The 16,246-nt window shown below is 35.9% G+C and carries 14 protein-coding genes; 12 read left to right on the top strand and 2 right to left on the bottom strand.

The genetic code is table 11. The annotated features are described in order from the left end of the window. Window positions 1–35: 35 nt before the first annotated feature. Window positions 36–761: an RDD family protein gene (locus J8H85_RS16175; protein WP_209656339.1), complete on the top strand. Its 726-nt coding sequence runs from the start codon at window positions 36–38 to the stop codon at window positions 759–761. Between the two features lie 95 nt (window positions 762–856). Continuing rightward, window positions 857–1,468 (top strand): trimeric intracellular cation channel family protein, encoded by a 612-nt coding sequence (locus tag J8H85_RS16170; RefSeq protein WP_209656402.1) that lies wholly within the window; start codon window positions 857–859, stop codon window positions 1,466–1,468. Window positions 1,469–1,578: 110 nt separating this feature from the next. Here J8H85_RS16170 and J8H85_RS16165 read toward each other — a convergent pair whose 3' ends face one another. Beyond that, entirely contained in the window at window positions 1,579–2,292 is a 714-nt protein-coding gene (locus tag J8H85_RS16165; RefSeq protein ID WP_209656337.1) for a peptidylprolyl isomerase, read from the bottom strand. Between the two features lie 5 nt (window positions 2,293–2,297). On the opposite strand from J8H85_RS16165, the gene J8H85_RS16160 reads away from it, so the two are divergent. Continuing rightward, on the top strand, window positions 2,298–2,939 hold the full coding sequence (locus tag J8H85_RS16160; protein WP_209656335.1) for an NUDIX hydrolase: 642 nt from the start codon (window positions 2,298–2,300) through the stop codon (window positions 2,937–2,939). A gap of 50 nt (window positions 2,940–2,989) precedes the next feature. Continuing rightward, window positions 2,990–3,787, top strand: a complete 798-nt coding sequence (locus J8H85_RS16155) for a lysophospholipid acyltransferase family protein (protein WP_209656334.1) — start codon at window positions 2,990–2,992, stop codon at window positions 3,785–3,787. A gap of 159 nt (window positions 3,788–3,946) precedes the next feature. On the opposite strand, the gene J8H85_RS16150 is transcribed toward J8H85_RS16155, so the two are convergent. After that, window positions 3,947–4,873, bottom strand: a complete 927-nt coding sequence (locus J8H85_RS16150) for a T9SS type A sorting domain-containing protein (protein WP_209656332.1) — start codon at window positions 4,871–4,873, stop codon at window positions 3,947–3,949. A gap of 366 nt (window positions 4,874–5,239) precedes the next feature. Between J8H85_RS16150 and J8H85_RS16145 the strand changes: the two genes are divergently transcribed. The 8 genes from J8H85_RS16145 (at window position 5,240) to J8H85_RS16110 (ending at window position 16,104) form a co-directional block, all read left to right on the top strand. After that, window positions 5,240–7,861 carry an MGH1-like glycoside hydrolase domain-containing protein gene (locus tag J8H85_RS16145; protein WP_209656330.1) on the top strand — a complete coding sequence of 874 codons (2,622 nt, stop codon included), beginning with the start codon at window positions 5,240–5,242 and terminating at the stop codon, window positions 7,859–7,861. Window positions 7,862–7,968: 107 nt separating this feature from the next. Beyond that, on the top strand, window positions 7,969–8,181 hold the full coding sequence (locus tag J8H85_RS16140) for a hypothetical protein (RefSeq protein WP_209656328.1): 213 nt from the start codon (window positions 7,969–7,971) through the stop codon (window positions 8,179–8,181). A gap of 135 nt (window positions 8,182–8,316) precedes the next feature. Further along, complete coding sequence (locus tag J8H85_RS16135; protein ID WP_209656326.1) at window positions 8,317–9,228, top strand: fibronectin type III domain-containing protein; 912 nt, start codon at window positions 8,317–8,319, stop codon at window positions 9,226–9,228. A 324-nt stretch (window positions 9,229–9,552) separates the two neighbouring features. After that, window positions 9,553–10,494, top strand: a complete 942-nt coding sequence (locus tag J8H85_RS16130; protein WP_209656324.1) for a TerC/Alx family metal homeostasis membrane protein — start codon at window positions 9,553–9,555, stop codon at window positions 10,492–10,494. 445 nt (window positions 10,495–10,939) lie between these two features. Then, the gene (locus J8H85_RS16125; protein WP_209656322.1) at window positions 10,940–11,803 is read left to right on the top strand and encodes a UDP-2,3-diacylglucosamine diphosphatase; all 864 of its coding nucleotides are present in this window, start codon (window positions 10,940–10,942) and stop codon (window positions 11,801–11,803) included. A gap of 5 nt (window positions 11,804–11,808) precedes the next feature. Further along, window positions 11,809–12,798, top strand: a complete 990-nt coding sequence (locus J8H85_RS16120) for a glycosyltransferase family protein (protein ID WP_209656320.1) — start codon at window positions 11,809–11,811, stop codon at window positions 12,796–12,798. Between the two features lie 14 nt (window positions 12,799–12,812). Then, window positions 12,813–14,177: a GH1 family beta-glucosidase gene (locus J8H85_RS16115; RefSeq protein ID WP_209656318.1), complete on the top strand. Its 1,365-nt coding sequence runs from the start codon at window positions 12,813–12,815 to the stop codon at window positions 14,175–14,177. A gap of 694 nt (window positions 14,178–14,871) precedes the next feature. Further along, complete coding sequence (locus tag J8H85_RS16110) at window positions 14,872–16,104, top strand: hypothetical protein (RefSeq protein ID WP_209656316.1); 1,233 nt, start codon at window positions 14,872–14,874, stop codon at window positions 16,102–16,104. Window positions 16,105–16,246: the final 142 nt, after the last annotated feature.

Raw genomic sequence — 16,246 nt, 5'->3', positions numbered from 1 at the left:
AAAACTATTTTAATTAGAAACGAATATACATTTCAATGAGCAATTTAGCAATTAACACAGCACAAAATGTTAATTTAGATTACAAATTAATTGGTTTGGGCGAGCGGTTTGTCGCATTCTTAATTGATGGTCTTATTTTATTGACCTACATAACCATTATGGAGAACTTGGTAGCGCTCTCTGATATTTTCAGTACCGATGATTGGACCAAACGTGGTATAATAGGCTTAGTAACCTTACCTGCACTTTTTTATTCGGTGTTGTGCCACATTCTTTTTAGTGGGCAAACCATAGGGAAAATGATATTGAAAATAAAGGTTGTTCGTGTAGATGGTGCCCCAACCCAGTGGTATAATTTGCTAGTGAGGTGGATGTTGCGTATTGTGGATATTTGGATGTTTTTTTCCTCTATTGGCGTTTTAAGCATTTTGTTGTCTGATAAAAAGCAACGTGTAGGCGATGCCGCTGCAGGAACGGTTGTTATTAGTGTAAAAAAGAAACACAAAATTACCAGTACCATTTTAGAAGATTTAGAAGAGGATTATCAGCCGGTTTTTACCAATGTTACCCAACTTACCGATAAAGATGTACGCATCATAAAGGAAGCATTCACCATTTCAAAAAAGAATAACGATTATAAAACCCTTACTTTATTAAGAAACAAAGTGTCCAGTGTTTTAAATATCGAATCCAATTTATACGATGTAGATTTTTTAAACACCATTTTAAAAGATTATAATTACTATACGCAGCACATGTAGATTGAAGTTGAAAGTAACAAAGTAGCAAAGTTGAAAGTACAAAGTTATTTCAGCTTAACAACTAAACAAATTAACACCCAACACCCAAAACCATGATGTTCATCCAAATTATAGAAATATTAGGAACCTTCGCCTTTGCCATTTCAGGTGTATTGGTGGCATTAGAAAAAAGAATGGATCCCTTTGGTGTGCTTATTATTGCATTTGTAACCTCAGTTGGTGGCGGAACATTAAGAGATGTACTTATAGGAGTAACTCCTGTAACATGGATGTTAAATATGACCTACGTTTATGTTATTCTTGGAGCTACTGTTTTCTCTATTATATTTAGGAAATATCTTGATTATTTAAGGATATCCTTATTTCTTTTTGATACTATTGGTATTGGTTTATATACCGTTGTGGGTATACAAAAAGGCTTGATTATGGGTTTACATCCTATAATCTGTATTGCATTAGGTACTATAACGGCTTGTTTTGGAGGTGTTATTAGAGATATTTTATGTAATGAAATTCCTGTGATTTTTAGAAAAGAAGTATATGCAACTGCTTGTATTTTAGGAGGATTTGCTTATTTTATCCTCAGGAAATTGCCAATAGATGATAACATTGTATTTGTTATTTCTGGTTCAATAGTTATTGCGGTACGCTTGATAGCTGTGAAATTTAAAATTAGCTTACCTAGTTTGTATAAGGATGAAGTTTGAAAGTTTGAAAGTTTGAAAGTTTCAAAGTTTCAAAGTCTCAAAGTTTAATTTTGCCTATTGCCTATTGCCTATTGCCTATTGCCTATTGCCTATTGCCTATTGCCTATTGCCTATTTAATAATCTCCACATTTCTAATATAAATATTACGTAGCGGCCAATCGGCATCATCTTTTTCAACAGCGGCTATTTTGTCTACCACATCCATGCCTCTGGTCACTTTTCCAAAAATAGTATAATCACCATCTAAAAAGTGTGCACCACCTTGTTGTTGCACAATAAAAAACTCGTATGGCGACGCTAGTTTGTGTGGGTTATCAATCTCGCTACTGGGCATAGATACCATACCTCGGTCGTGTTTAAATCCGCGTTTGGTGTCTGGTGGTAACAAATATTTACCAATATAGGTACGTTTGTTAGCGGTTTTTTTGTCGTCGCTATTTCCTGCCTGTACCATAAAATTATCAATCACTCTATAAAACTGAGTGCCATTAAAATACTTTTGCTTAGTTAAAAAGATAAAGTTAGAACGGTGGAATTTGGTTTCATTAAACAATAAAATGTCAATGGTTCCAAAATCGGTAGTTAAACGTACTTTGTTTTCCTTGTGTACTTTGTCATACTGCAAAAAAAACTCCATAGCATTTTTAGAATTTAATTTAGGGAATGCTCTATTTACAACATCGGTAGTGTCTTCATCACCGGTAAGGCCCTCTTCTATAGCAACCGTTGTTATTTCTTTTTTAGGAATTATTTTCTTTTTACTTTCCTTATCTTCACAATTGAAAAAGAGAATAAAACCACATAATAATAAGATAACGCGCATACAGAATGAATTTTGATGAGTTTTTAATATCAATTTCAAAAATAAAAAATATACCGCTACCAGCCCAAGCTTCTCAGTTTAAAATGGTGCCTCCATTTAGGCAGGAACTATTAAAACAACAAGAACATGCTATAAAAACAGCAAAAAGGGCAGGGGTTTTGGCATTGTTTTATCCTGATGTTAATCAAATGACCCACTTGGTTTTAATTCTAAGGAAAACATACCATGGCGTGCATTCGGCCCAAGTGGGGTTTCCTGGTGGCAAATTGGAAGCGCATGACGTTTCTTTGGAAGCGGCCGCTATTAGGGAAACGTTTGAAGAAGTAGGAGTGCCTATAAAAAAAATAGAAGTGGTAAAAGCATTAACTGAAGTTTACATACCGCCCAGTAACTTTTATGTGCATCCATTTATAGGCATCTCAAAAACAACGCCGCAATTTATAAAACAAGATGATGAGGTGGAAGCCATCATTGAAGTAAAATTGAATCATTTTTTAGATGATGCCAATATTATTACTGAAATAGTAAATACCTCGTATAGTGTTGATGTTGAGGTGCCTGCATTCAAACTCAATAACTATGTGGTTTGGGGTGCCACAGCAATGATGCTTAGTGAGATTAAAGATTTATTAAAACAACTCATGTAGTTTATAGATTTATTACATTTGTACTATCTAACCAAATTGACGCGTGATTTATGGGATTGTTTAAAAGAAATCCATTTGGGCATATACTTTTTGTTAAAAAGTGGCTAATTAGAATTTTTGGGGCTTTAACCCACAGACGCTTCCGTGGCTTTAATGAGTTGCAAATAGAAGGCTCTGAAGTTCTTAAAAACCTGCCGGATAATAATGTATTGTTCATATCAAACCATCAAACCTACTTTGCCGATGTAGTGGCTATGTTCCATGTGTTTAATGCGAGTTTAAGCGGACGCACAGATTCCATTAAAAACATTGGTTATATATGGAACCCAAAACTAAATATCTATTACGTAGCTGCCAAAGAAACCATGAAAGCTGGTTTATTGCCTAAAATTTTAGCATACATGGGGTCTATTAGCATTGAACGTACATGGAGGGCTGAAGGACAAGACGTAAACCGTCAAGTAAAAATGAGTGATATTTCTAATATTGGAAAGGCTTTAGACGATGGATGGGTGATCACCTTTCCACAAGGTACAACTACACCTTTCAAACCTATCAGAAAAGGTACGGCATTCATTATAAAAAAGTACAAACCTGTTGTAGTCCCTATTGTAATTGATGGTTTCAGACGCTCATTCGATAAAAAGGGCTTGCGCATTAAAAAGAAAAACATTCTTCAATCTATTGAAATAAAAGAACCTTTGGTGATAGATTATGATAACGAATCTACGGATGATATTGTAAAACGCATCGAGTATGCCATAGAGCAGCATCCATCCTTTTTAAAAGTTATTTCTCAAAAAGAACTGGAAGCAGAAGAAGCACTGAATAAACTTCGTGAATGGTAATATAAAATATTTTTTTAAATTCAGTTTATAAGCTTTTCTAAACAAACACGTTAACACTATGTTTGTCTGAAACATTTTTATAATTAAAATAAGAAAAAACCTGCTCAAAATAAACACTTATTTTGAGCAGGTTTTTAAAATATCTATACTTTGTTAATACTATTTCACTACTAATTTGGTAGAAGTAGTATCGACTTGCACAATATACATCCCCGGATTTAAGTTATGGTTAATAGTTGTTTTTTTAACATTGGTATTCACAGTTTTACTTAAAATAACGCTACCCAATAAATTATAAACCTTTACAGTAGCGGTACTTTTAGAGTAACTCTTTTCCAACTCAATATTGAATGAATTATTGGTTGAAGGATTTGGATATATTTTAAATGCATTGTTTTTTGTAACAACATCGTCTATACCTAATGTCAACGAACCTTCTGTATCGGAAGTACCGTCATCTTTGGCCTCTTTATAAGCCTCAAGAGCAGCTATGTCAGCAAAAGAGGCAATCCAATCTACAACAAATGAACCTCCATTTGGATTATCTGCAATAGTAAAATTAATTCTACTAATTGCTATATTGCCAGCAGTAAAATTGGCATCCGTACTAAAATCAAAATAATAAATTTTGTTACCAGCTGCAGTTGTAGTAGTACCAGCTGCTGTATATCTCGAACCACTGTTGTTCATCCAAGCTCCTGCTGTAAGATTATACATTTCCAACTTAAATGTTCCAGCTGCAACTCTGTCACCAATAAACTTGATAGCCAAAATTTTGTCTGTGTTTGAATTGATGGTGTAACTACTGGTGCCTCCACCGTTAGTTATATCAAATTTAACATCTGATCTGTAACTCCCAGTAAAAGGTTCGCTTTGTCCCCCCATGGTAACATTTAAATGTCCGCCAGATACGGCTGATGTGCCTGCAGGAATTGTTCCTCCAGCAGGATTAGTTCTTTCTGGATTATTTCCTACAATCCAACCGCCAAAATCTGTAAAAACATGGTTAATACCGCCTTGGGCTGAAATTAAATTTGCTGTGCATAGCATTGTAGCTGCTAATAAAAATTGTAATTTTTTTTGCATAATGAATTTATTTAGTTAAATATTACTCAAAATTACTCATAACTATAGAGTAATGGTATAAATTATAATCCATAAGCTATAAACTATGTTCCATTTTTTAAAAAACTAATAAATTACAGATTTTAAGTTTTAATAAAGTATCACTTCATTAATTTTTAGATGTTTTTTTATGAGATATTAAAAGAAAGCGAACAAAAAAAAGAAATTACACAATACTTTTTACAAGGTGTAACTATTTCTAATAAATAACTTATTTTTATTCAAAAGCGTATAAAATTCAAAAGTTGTAAGTCTACAATTTAGTGTAGAAATTATCTTTTCACTTTTTAATTTTATCAATTATACAAAATTCTCATACCAAAATATATGATTCAAAAAGGTTCGGAAGCAGAAAGACTAAAAGTCCCTAACAATTACAAAAACTGGAAAAAATGGGGGCCGTATTTAGCAGAAAGACAATGGGGAACCGTTAGGGAAGATTATAGCAATCATGGTGAAGCCTGGGAGTTTATAGACCATGAAAAAGCTCGTAGTAATGCTTATAGATGGGGAGAAGAGGGCATAGGTGGTTTTACCGATTCACGAGAAATACTATGTTTGGCACCTGCTTTTTGGAATGGTAAAGATCCTATTCTGAAAGAACGCCTATTCGGACTCACCAACAACCAAGGGAACCACGGGGAAGATGTAAAGGAACTTTATTTCCACCAAGTATCCTCACCTACACATTCCTACTCTAAATATCTTTATAAATATCCACATGCTGAATTTCCGTATGGCGATTTAGTAAACGGCAACCAACGTGGGCGCCATGAACCGGAATACGAGTTGTTGGATACGGATGCTTTTAAGGATAATGCTTATTTCGATTGCTTTATTGAATATGCCAAAGCCGATTTAGATGATATTTTAATGAAGGTGACCGTGGTAAATAGAGGTAAAAAAGCAGCGGATATTCATGTATTGCCACACTTATGGTTTCGTAATTTTTGGAAGCATAACAAACGCTATGAACGCCCTGTGATGAAATCTATTTCAAGTAATAGTGTGCAATCTAGAAGTATCAGAAACGGTAGGTACTATTTGTATCATGAAGATGCAGAACAGTTATTTTGTGATAACGAAACCAATAACAAACGGATTTATAATTTTGCTAATGATGTTAAATATGTAAAAGATGGTATTAACGACCATGTGTTACACGGAAAAGCAACCGTAAACCCAGATAAAACAGGGTCTAAGTTTGCCGTTTGGCACCAATTTAAGTTAAAGGCAGGCGAAGAAAAAAGTATTAAAATACGTTTAAGTAAAAAGAAAGTAAAAGACCCTTGGGATGAGTTTGATGCCATATTCCATCAACGTATTACCGAATGTGAGGAGTTTTATACTGAAACTATAAGAACCGATATTCAAGAAACCCATCAAGCCATTGCCAAAAGTGCATTTTCTGGTTTGTTATGGACCAAGCAATTCTATTATAACGATGTGTTTAAATGGTTGTTTGGTGGCCCAGGTGAAAGTAAACCCGAGCGGGCAAATATGCGAAATTACAGTTGGCAACACCTTACCAACAGGCATGTTATTTCCATGCCCGATAAATGGGAGTACCCGTGGTATGCTGCTTGGGATTTGGCATTCCATATGGCATCGTTTGTAGAAATTGATCCTTTTTTCGCTAAAGAACAGTTGTTGTTGGTGCTTAAAGAAAACTATATGCACCCTAACGGACAAATTCCTGCTTACGAGTGGAATTTTAGTGATGTAAACCCGCCTGTGCATTCATATGCTGTGTGGAATGTGTATGAAAAAGATAAAAACTATACGGGTAGGGGCGATACAGAATTTTTAGAAAAAGCCTTCCAAAAACTACTTATCAATTTTACGTGGTGGGTAAACCAAAAAGATACCAGTGGTACAGACCTTTTTGAAGGCGGTTTTTTAGGGTTGGATAATATTGGGGTGTTCGATAGGAACCATATGCCGCCGGGTATTAAAAAAATGCAACAAGCCGATGCTACCAGTTGGATGGCCATGTTCACGCTTAATATGCTTCGCATGTCTTTGGAATTGGCTAAAACCAATAAAATATATGAAGAATCTGCCGCTAAGTTTTTTAGGCATTTCTTAAACATAGCTTGGGCGATGCACCACATTGGTAAAAAAGATATTTCACTTTGGGATGATGAAGATAATTTCTATTACGATGTGGTAGAAATGGCAAACGGAAGTACCAGTCGCCTTAAAGTACGCTCCTTGGTAGGTGTTATTCCTATGTTTGCCGCCGAAATTATGCATAAAGACCTCTTTGAAGAATTAAAGGATTTCAGGTTTAGGGCGAACGAAATTATAAGAACGCGCCCCGACTTAGCGTCTTTAATTACCAATTTAGATGAAACGAACCAAGACGGTAATTACCTATTCGCCATCATGCGTGGTTTTAGGCTAGAGCATTTATTGATCCGTTTATTAGATGAAAACGAGTTCCTGTCAGATTATGGTATTCGTTCCTTATCTAAGTACCACGAAGCGCATCCTTTTGTTTTTGAGCATCATGGGCATCATCAAATTCAATACGAACCAGGGGAGAGTCGTTCCAATATGTTTGGTGGTAACTCCAACTGGCGTGGACCCATTTGGATGCCATTAAATTATATGATCATTCAGTCCTTACGCAAGTATTATTCTTTTTACGGACCCACCTATCAATATGAGTTTCCAACGGGTTCTGGCAACAAACTCAACTTAAAACAAATTGCTAACGAGCTTACAAAACGTTTGGTAAAACTGTTTGAAGCCAATGAAGAAGGCAAATTCCAGTACCATGCCGATAGTGCCGATAACAAGTTTTCAAAGGATGAACATTTTAAAGATTTACACTTGTTTTACGAGTTTTTTGATGGCGACAACGGTAAAGGCCTGGGCGCATCGCACCAAACAGGGTGGACAGCACTGATAGCTAATTTGATTATGGAAATGGATGAGGAGTGATTAACAATTATCAATTGACGATTCTCTTAAGTGTACTGTCACTCAATATTTTATTTTTTTAACGCAACCAAATAAGAAAAATAGTATCTAAGTATAAAAAAATACTTATGAGAAAATTTTTTATTATATCCCTTGGTCTGCTTTTTGCCTGCAGAAATGAAACGCCGTTTTCTGAAGCTGATATTTGCGATACCAATGAGAGTTCTTGTTATGGTACAGAAGAGCCAATAACAGAGGGAAGTGGTTTGTCTGCTCCAAATAAGAGCCTTAATATGTACCAGGATGGTGAGAGAACATATATAAATGTAGCATTTTTATAATTCATTATTTTATTCCGGAAAGACTATGGGCTATTGTAGTCTGGTTAATCATCTTTTTTAAAACCGTTGATAAAATTAGCTAGCTGCTTTTGTTTAGCAAACCTTTCAGGATAAATATTCTAAAATACATAACATATGAAAGCAAATAGTTTTAGATTGTTTCTTTTGTCCATCCCTTTTTTTATCGCGCTTTTTTGTGGTTGCAGCGACGATCCAAAAAATGATAGTTTACCAATTGTTCAAACATTAGAGGTTACCAATATTACGTCCAACCAGGCTACTTCGGGAGGTATGGTTACGCACGATGGCGGGCAACCAGTTACTGAACGGGGTATTTGTTGGGATATTAACCCGCAGCCAACAAAGGATTTGCAAACTAAAAAAGTAAACGGACATGGCACAGGTAGTTTTGAGAGTCATTTTGATAATCTAGAGCCAAATCAACAATATTTTGTTAGGGCATATGCTACCAATAGTATGGGGACTTCTTATGGAAATGAAGTAAGTTTTTTTACAGAACAAGGTAATACTATTGTGTATAAAATGTCTGGAAGTACGGTAAAGTATGGCGATTTAGATCCTATTGCAATAGATTTGTCCGATGATGGCTATGTAGATTTTACCATATTTGTAGAGCTAACGGCAAACAGTTTGGGCGACCGTTTGTATGTAGGTATGAATCCGGTAGGTGTAAATGGAATTAAATCAGGATCAGCAATAGATGATAACTTCTTGAACATGGGTTTTTTGGTTGCCCAAACTGAAGGTTCTATTATTGATGCAGGTTTAAATACCAATGAACGCTGGACTACCGATTCTGGTGTTTTGGCAATAAGAAACACGTTTAACAATGGAAGTGTTTCTTATGAAGGGGCTTGGGGCGATGGCACGCACCTAGTAGGGGTACAACATAATAGGGCCAATTCTACCTACTTTGGCTGGATGCGCATAGCCTTTGATAAAACCACCGAGGTAGTTACCCTCATAGACTATGCTTACAATACAAAAGCAAACCAGCACATAAGGGCGGGAGTCACTTCAAATTAAATATGTGCGCGAAGTAGTAGAAATAGTAGGTTGAAGATTGTTAAGTGGTATATAAACATATATAAAACTAACTTTTGGTAAATCTAAACAAATTGTATTGCTTTATCAATCAACTTTTAAATAGTTACGGATGCTTGCTGTTCTGCCAAATCTCACAGTGTTCTACCTCACAAAATGGGATAAACAGATGGTTTTACTTCGGCTCCACATCCGGAAATGATGCCTAAAATATTCAAGCAAATGTTATTGTACTAAGTATGAAAATAGTTTAAAAATATATTACAAAATAGCATACATTAGCTTGAAAAATTAATCTGTAATACCATGGCAAGTACAACCCCTTGGATTGTTTTAATAGTATATGTTTTAGTGCTTTTGTTTATAGACTTTTTTGTTTTACATAAAAAGAATAAAACACCTTCAGTAAAAAAAGCCATATTAGAGGTTGTGTTTTTTGTGTCGAACGCACTGGTGTTTTCGGGGGTGCTGTATTGGTGTTATAGCCATAACTTGGTGGCAAATATTAATAATTTGTCGGCTACCGATGCTCTTATTAAATACCTAACGGGCTACATCATTGAACTTTCATTAAGTGTAGATAACCTGTTTGTAATAGCTATTATTTTTACATCGTTTAAAATACCAAGCCAGTACCAACACAAACTACTCTTTTTAGGTATTTTGGGAGCTATTGTATTTAGAGCTATTTTAATTAGCGTTGGTTTGGTGCTTATTAATAAAATACACGGAATGAACATTGTTTTTGGTCTGTTTTTACTGTTCACAGCTTTAAAGATGCTTAAAAAAGAAGCCGAACATACCGAATTTGATGAGCCTAAAGGCTATATGAAGTATTTTAGATTTAGCAATGTTATTGATGGCGGAAAGTTTGTTACCCGAGTAAATGGTAAACGCGTTTTTACTGCTTTGTTTGGAGCCTTGCTTACCATAGAGTTTACCGATTTGCTTTTTGCCCTCGATAGTATACCTGCCATTTTTGCCGTAACCACAGACCCGTTTATAGTTTACAGTTCTAATATTTTTGCCATTATGGGTTTACGCTCGTTGTACTTTTTCTTGGCAAACATGCTGGAAAGGTTTGTTTACTTAAAATACAGTGTGTTCGCTATATTGGTGTTTGTTTCTATAAAACTTATTACTGCAAGTTGGGTAGAAATTCCTGAGTGGTTTTCATTACTATTTATAGGTCTATCACTAGGTATTGGGGTGTATGTGTCGGCATCCATAGGGAATCATAAAAAGTGAAACGTTACGGTGAGGGATGAGAAATGAAGCGCAGTTTGCTTACTGTAATGCGATGCTTCTTTGTGTTCAAAGAACGTTACTGCGGGTTTTATGACATTAGAAGTTAGTCTTAAGATCTAATCTATCATTCGTAATTGATAGTCCATAACTCCTAACTCCTAATTCATAACTCATAACTCATAACTCGTAATTCCTAATTCGTAATTGATAATTCGTCAATCGTAATTCATCAAAACCTTAACCTCTATTTAATACTCCGTTAACTTATTATAAGTGAAATTGGCGCAATTTTGCATTTGAAATAAAATACACTATTTCAACATACAAAGCCTATGACGATAATCTTAACCGATTTATCTACTCTAGCAGTAAAACCCACAACTATTTGTTTAAGTAGTTACGCTTCCTCCCTAAAAATTAAAATCATAAAGCAAATTTCAAGCACATGAAAAAAAGACCTGTAGATATTGTTGTGATTTCAGATGTGCATTTAGGAACTTATGGCTGTCGTGCCAAAGAGCTTCATAAATACCTAAAATCCATAAAACCTGAAAAGGTGATATTGAATGGCGATATTATAGATGTTTGGCAATTCAGCAAACGCTATTGGCCAAAGTCGCATATGAAAATTATAAAACTCATCACCTCATGGATTTCCAGCGGTGTTGAGGTGCGTTACATAACGGGCAATCACGATGAGATGCTTCGTAAGTTTGTAGGTTTTCAAATGGGAAGTTTCAGTATTTCTAATAAAGAATTATTGAACATCGATGGAAAAAAAGCATGGATATTTCATGGCGATGTGTTCGATGTTACCATGCAACACTCCAAATCCATAGCCAAATTGGGTGCGGTGGGCTACGATTCGTTAATACTATTAAACAGTTTTATTAACTTCTTTGCAGCAAAGTTTGGTAAAGGGCCTATATCAATGTCTAAAAAAATAAAGAACAGCGTAAAGTCTGCCGTAAAGTTCATCAATAATTTTGAAAAAATAGCCTCGGATATTGCTATTGAAAACGAATACGATTATGTGATTTGCGGACACATCCATCAACCGGAAATAAAGCGTATTGAAACCGAAAAAGGTGAAGTTGTGTATTTGAATTCGGGCGATTGGGTAGAAAACCTAACCGCCTTAGAATATTTTGATGGCACATGGCATTTGTTCAGTTTTAAAGACAACTTTTTATTTGAAGATGATGTTGATGCAGACACCGAAGAAGATGATGTATTGGAAACCAAAGTGTTGTTTCAAAACATGATGAAGGAGTTTCAAACCGGTGTTAAACCATCTAAAGTTAATTAAACGGTATGAAAGTACTTTACGCTATTCAAGGCACGGGCAACGGGCATTTAAGTAGGGCGAGCGATATCATTCCCATCCTTCAAAAAAAGGATATTGAGTTGGATATTTTGGTAAGCGGTACCGAAGCCGACATCAACATTCCGTACCCCATCACGTACCGACTAAAAGGCCTGAGTTTTGTGTTTGGAAAAAAAGGAGGTGTCGATTTTTGGAAAACTTACTTTAAGGCAAAAAGCATGCGCCTTCATAAGGAAATAAGCAGCTTGCCCGTTGAAAACTACGATTTAGTAATCAACGATTTCGAACCTGTTTCGGCATGGGCGTGCAAACTAAAAAAGAAACCCTGCATCAGTTTAAGTCACCAAGCGGCGGTTATGGTTCCAAATGCACCAAAACCTAAGAAAAAAGACGCCTTAGGGAAGTTGATTCTTAAAAAATACGCACCCACAACCAAGCAATATGGGTTTCATTTTAAAGCCTATCAAGAAGGCGTGTTTACACCCGTTATCAGGCAGGATATTAGAAAAGCCGTTTGTGAAACAGGAAACCATTACACGGTGTATTTACCATCGTATGAAGATGAAAAAATACTAAGCATCCTTTCAAAAATCAAAGAGGTGTCCTGGCAAGTATTTTCAAAACATAATAAAAAAGTAACTACCTATAAAAATATTACGGTACAGCCTATTACCAACGAAGCCTTTGTAAAAAGTATGGCAACCAGCAAAGGCATTCTTTGTGGTGGCGGATTTGAAACCCCTGCCGAAGCCCTTTTTATGCGTAAAAAACTATTGGTAATCCCCATGAAAGGGCAGTACGAGCAACAATGCAATGCCGCAGCTTTAAAAGATATGGGCGTACCCGTAATAAAGGCACTTAAAAAAAAGTATATAAAAGATATTGTGTATTGGACGGAAACCCACACCATTATAGACGTAAACTACCCGGACATTACCGAACAAATTATAGATAAGCTGTTACAGGAAAATCTATAATACAAAACCACTTTATGGCTTTTAACAAACCCCAAAAACCTTTTAACCTAAAACCTCAAGATTTTGGAAAAGACTTTGTGTTTGGGGTCTCAACCGCAGCCTATCAAATTGAAGGTGCACATAATGTTCACAACAAAGGTGCTTCCATTTGGGATCAGTTCACCTCAAAAAATGGCAATACCTTTAACAACCAGCATGGGCAAATAGCCTGCGATTTCTACAATAGGTTTGAAGCGGATATTCTGCTTATGCAATCCATGAACATCAAACACTTTCGGTTTTCGTTGGCGTGGTCGCGCATCCTTCCAAACGGTACAGGAACCGTAAGTGCCGAAGGTATCGATTTTTACAATCGGGTTATCAATTTCTGTTTAAAATGTGGCATCACACCTTGGGTAACGCTTTACCATTGGGATTTGCCACAAGCCCTACAAAACCAAGGCGGTTGGGTAAATAGGGACGTGCTTTCGTGGTTTGAAAACTACGCACAAGTTTGCGCTACCCATTTTGGCGACCGTGTAAAAAACTGGATGGTACTAAACGAACCCATGGTATTTACAGGTGCCGGTTACTTTTTGGGCGTACATGCCCCAGGTAGTAAAGGCTTAAAAAACTTTTTGCCAGCGGTACACCATGCCATGCTTTGTCAAGCCATTGGTGGTAGGGTGTTGCGCGCCCTAGTGCCCAATGCCCATATAGGCACTACCTTTTCCTGTTCGCAAATAACCCCTTTTAGGGATACGCCCAAAGATATGCGGGCAGCCCAAAAAGCCGATGCGCTTTTAAATAGACTTTTTATAGAACCCCTGTTGGGGTTTGGTTACCCCACCGAACACGTGCCTGTGCTCAGGCGTATAGAAACCTATATAAAACCACAAGATTTAAAAAATGCTGTGTTTAATTTCGACTTTATTGGCGTACAAAATTACACCCGCGAAATGGTGAAACACAGTTATTATGTGCCCTACCTACGAGCCAAAATAGTAAAAGCCTCCAAGCGTAACGTAAAAACCACCCTTATGGATTGGGAAGTGTATCCGTCCAGTATTTACAACATGATAGAGCGGTTTAACCAATACAAAGGCATTAATAAAATCATCATTACCGAAAATGGCGCCGCTTTCCCTGATATGCTTATTGATGGCAAAGTGAACGATACAGAACGCCTACATTATTTACAGGCATACCTAGAGCAAGTGCACAAAGCCAAAAAAGACGGGCTCAACGTAGCAGGTTATTTTGTTTGGACCTTTACCGATAATTTTGAGTGGGCAGAAGGCTACCACCCACGTTTTGGTTTGGTTTACACCAATTTTTCAACACAACAGCGCATTGTAAAAGCATCGGGTAAATGGTATCAATCTTTTTTGGGGAATTAATAATTTACGTCATTGCGAACACAGTGAAGCAATCTTTCAATATTTGGGCGTTCCCCGAAAAGGGTCGGGCTTGGAATTTATCCTGAGCGTAGGCGAAGGGTTGCAAGTCCTCGCTCCTGCGTCGCTGTGGGCTTTCCATTTCAATCCCTAACGCGAACCCACGTCATTGCGAGAAGAGTCTGTAACGAGCGTAGACGAGGTAAAGCCATCTCATCATATTACTATTAAGTGTCAATAGTAGTAACCCACAAACCTAATAACCAAACACCTAACCACCAAACCCATGAAACAGATTGACACAATTTGACACAATATGAGACGATTTGACACAATTTGACACAATTTGACACACATTGAGACACCACCCCAAAAAAGTAGGGGTTTTGTTCGAGTTTTGTTCGGGTTTTGTTCGTCTACGGTTCGGGTGTATTTTTTTAAAATAGGGCTTTGCCTGAACAAAGGGCGAAGGAGGGTACATGGAAACAAAACTTTATGGATTTGTAAAAATTATGCTTTGAAATATTGTAAAACATTTCTAAATTGCTAAGTAATATATTTTTTACTTTAAAAAAAGAAAGAAATAGATGATTAAAAGCATTTGGACTTATGTATAGCTAACTAAAATGGCTGTATAAAAGGATGAAAGTTCAGTATATAAACAAGTTGTATGTCAGTTTGAATCACGTCAGAAAAAATGAATTATAAAATATTTACAGAGCCATTTGGAAATTTAATTTCATCAAAAGCAAGAGAAATCATTGCTGAAATTAACGCACAACCAGATGAGTATTTTAATAGCATTCCAATAGTAGAGTTTTCAAAATATCTTGAGTCTAAATATTCACTTGATGATTTTCCTTCCTTTATATGGGAAGAAATTGAAATGGAAATAGGAGAAACAGAAGTTTATGGTAGAGATTTTCCACCGACATTTGATATATCCAACCCAAATGAAAAATTTAAAAGAAAACTTGTTGAGTATAATATTCCCATTAATGGAAATGTTGGATTATTAAGGTTTTCGCCAACCAATAGGTATTCAACAAATGGAATGTATGGTACTCTAGAAATTCGAAATAATGCTTTGAATGTTCAATTTATCGATATCTATAATGAACCAGAAAAAATAGATTCAGATTTCGATAGAACAAAAAATGCAATAGTGGGAAAATTGAACGTAGTAAAAGGCGAATATGACAATTTTCATAAGGAATTGCCGAAATTCATCGATACGGAAATCAAGAAGAGAATTCAGAAAATAAATCACACGAATGATTATAAGTCTAAATTTAAATATCCAGTAAAGAAAAAAGATGTTCCTACCGCATTCGAATCACCAAGAATAGTAAAGAAAAGAAAAATTTCACCAAAACCTGTTGGAGCAGGTAATACTGTAACAAATCAAAAGTTCATAACTGATGAAGATTATATGCATATTCTTGGATTACTACAAGACTGTGGGAATAACTGGGAACATCATCCTGAACTTTATAAAGACAAAGGTGAAGAAGCATTAAGAGACCAACTGATTTTTGTTTTAGCACCAAATATAGAAGGGGTCGTAGCAGGAGAAGCTTATAACAAAAAAGGGAAAACAGATATTTCTATCAAGCACGAAAGCACAAATCTTTTTATCGGTGAATGTAAAATTTGGAAAGGACCAAAAGGATTTGTGGAAACAATTGACCAAATATTAGGCTATCTTACTTGGAGAGATTCTAAAGCTGCAATAATGATGTTTGTGCCTAATCAGGAAATTTCTGTGGTTAGAAAAGCAACAGAAGAAAGTGCTAAAGGTCATCCAAATTTTGTGAGAGTTTTAGATGTAATTAATAAGGGTTGGACTAATTACAGATTTCATATAGAAAATGACCCTGGGACATATATAACATTAGCTGTACAATTATATCATTTACCTGAACTATAAAAACCGAACCCCTGCTAGCGCGAGCGCAATGTCATTAAGTTAAGAGAATGTCATATGCTATCTTTTTGGTTTTTAGTTATTTTAGGTTTGATTCTAGTTCTGTATTTTCCTGAATCTCGTTCAAAAGAGCGATTTGGCCTTA

This window comes from Mariniflexile gromovii (assembly GCF_017814435.1).
Classification (GTDB): domain Bacteria; phylum Bacteroidota; class Bacteroidia; order Flavobacteriales; family Flavobacteriaceae; genus Mariniflexile; species Mariniflexile gromovii.
The sequence above is the reverse complement of the archived record's forward strand: the minus strand, read 5'-3'. Positions and strand labels throughout refer to the sequence as shown.

What these genes read in the sequence shown, in the direction of transcription:
- J8H85_RS16130 (WP_209656324.1), top strand. Translation starts at nt 9,553, where the DNA reads ATGGCAAGTACAACCCCTTGGATTGTTTTAATAGTATATGTTTTAGTG.
- J8H85_RS16135 (WP_209656326.1), top strand. Translation starts at nt 8,317, where the DNA reads ATGAAAGCAAATAGTTTTAGATTGTTTCTTTTGTCCATCCCTTTTTTT.
- J8H85_RS16165 (WP_209656337.1), bottom strand. Translation starts at nt 2,292, where the DNA reads ATGCGCGTTATCTTATTATTATGTGGTTTTATTCTCTTTTTCAATTGT.
- J8H85_RS16175 (WP_209656339.1), top strand. Translation starts at nt 36, where the DNA reads ATGAGCAATTTAGCAATTAACACAGCACAAAATGTTAATTTAGATTAC.
- J8H85_RS16110 (WP_209656316.1), top strand. Translation starts at nt 14,872, where the DNA reads ATGAATTATAAAATATTTACAGAGCCATTTGGAAATTTAATTTCATCA.
- J8H85_RS16120 (WP_209656320.1), top strand. Translation starts at nt 11,809, where the DNA reads ATGAAAGTACTTTACGCTATTCAAGGCACGGGCAACGGGCATTTAAGT.
- J8H85_RS16145 (WP_209656330.1), top strand. Translation starts at nt 5,240, where the DNA reads ATGATTCAAAAAGGTTCGGAAGCAGAAAGACTAAAAGTCCCTAACAAT.
- J8H85_RS16155 (WP_209656334.1), top strand. Translation starts at nt 2,990, where the DNA reads ATGGGATTGTTTAAAAGAAATCCATTTGGGCATATACTTTTTGTTAAA.
- J8H85_RS16150 (WP_209656332.1), bottom strand. Translation starts at nt 4,873, where the DNA reads ATGCAAAAAAAATTACAATTTTTATTAGCAGCTACAATGCTATGCACA.
- J8H85_RS16115 (WP_209656318.1), top strand. Translation starts at nt 12,813, where the DNA reads ATGGCTTTTAACAAACCCCAAAAACCTTTTAACCTAAAACCTCAAGAT.
- J8H85_RS16160 (WP_209656335.1), top strand. Translation starts at nt 2,298, where the DNA reads ATGAATTTTGATGAGTTTTTAATATCAATTTCAAAAATAAAAAATATA.
- J8H85_RS16125 (WP_209656322.1), top strand. Translation starts at nt 10,940, where the DNA reads ATGAAAAAAAGACCTGTAGATATTGTTGTGATTTCAGATGTGCATTTA.
- J8H85_RS16140 (WP_209656328.1), top strand. Translation starts at nt 7,969, where the DNA reads ATGAGAAAATTTTTTATTATATCCCTTGGTCTGCTTTTTGCCTGCAGA.
- J8H85_RS16170 (WP_209656402.1), top strand. Translation starts at nt 857, where the DNA reads ATGTTCATCCAAATTATAGAAATATTAGGAACCTTCGCCTTTGCCATT.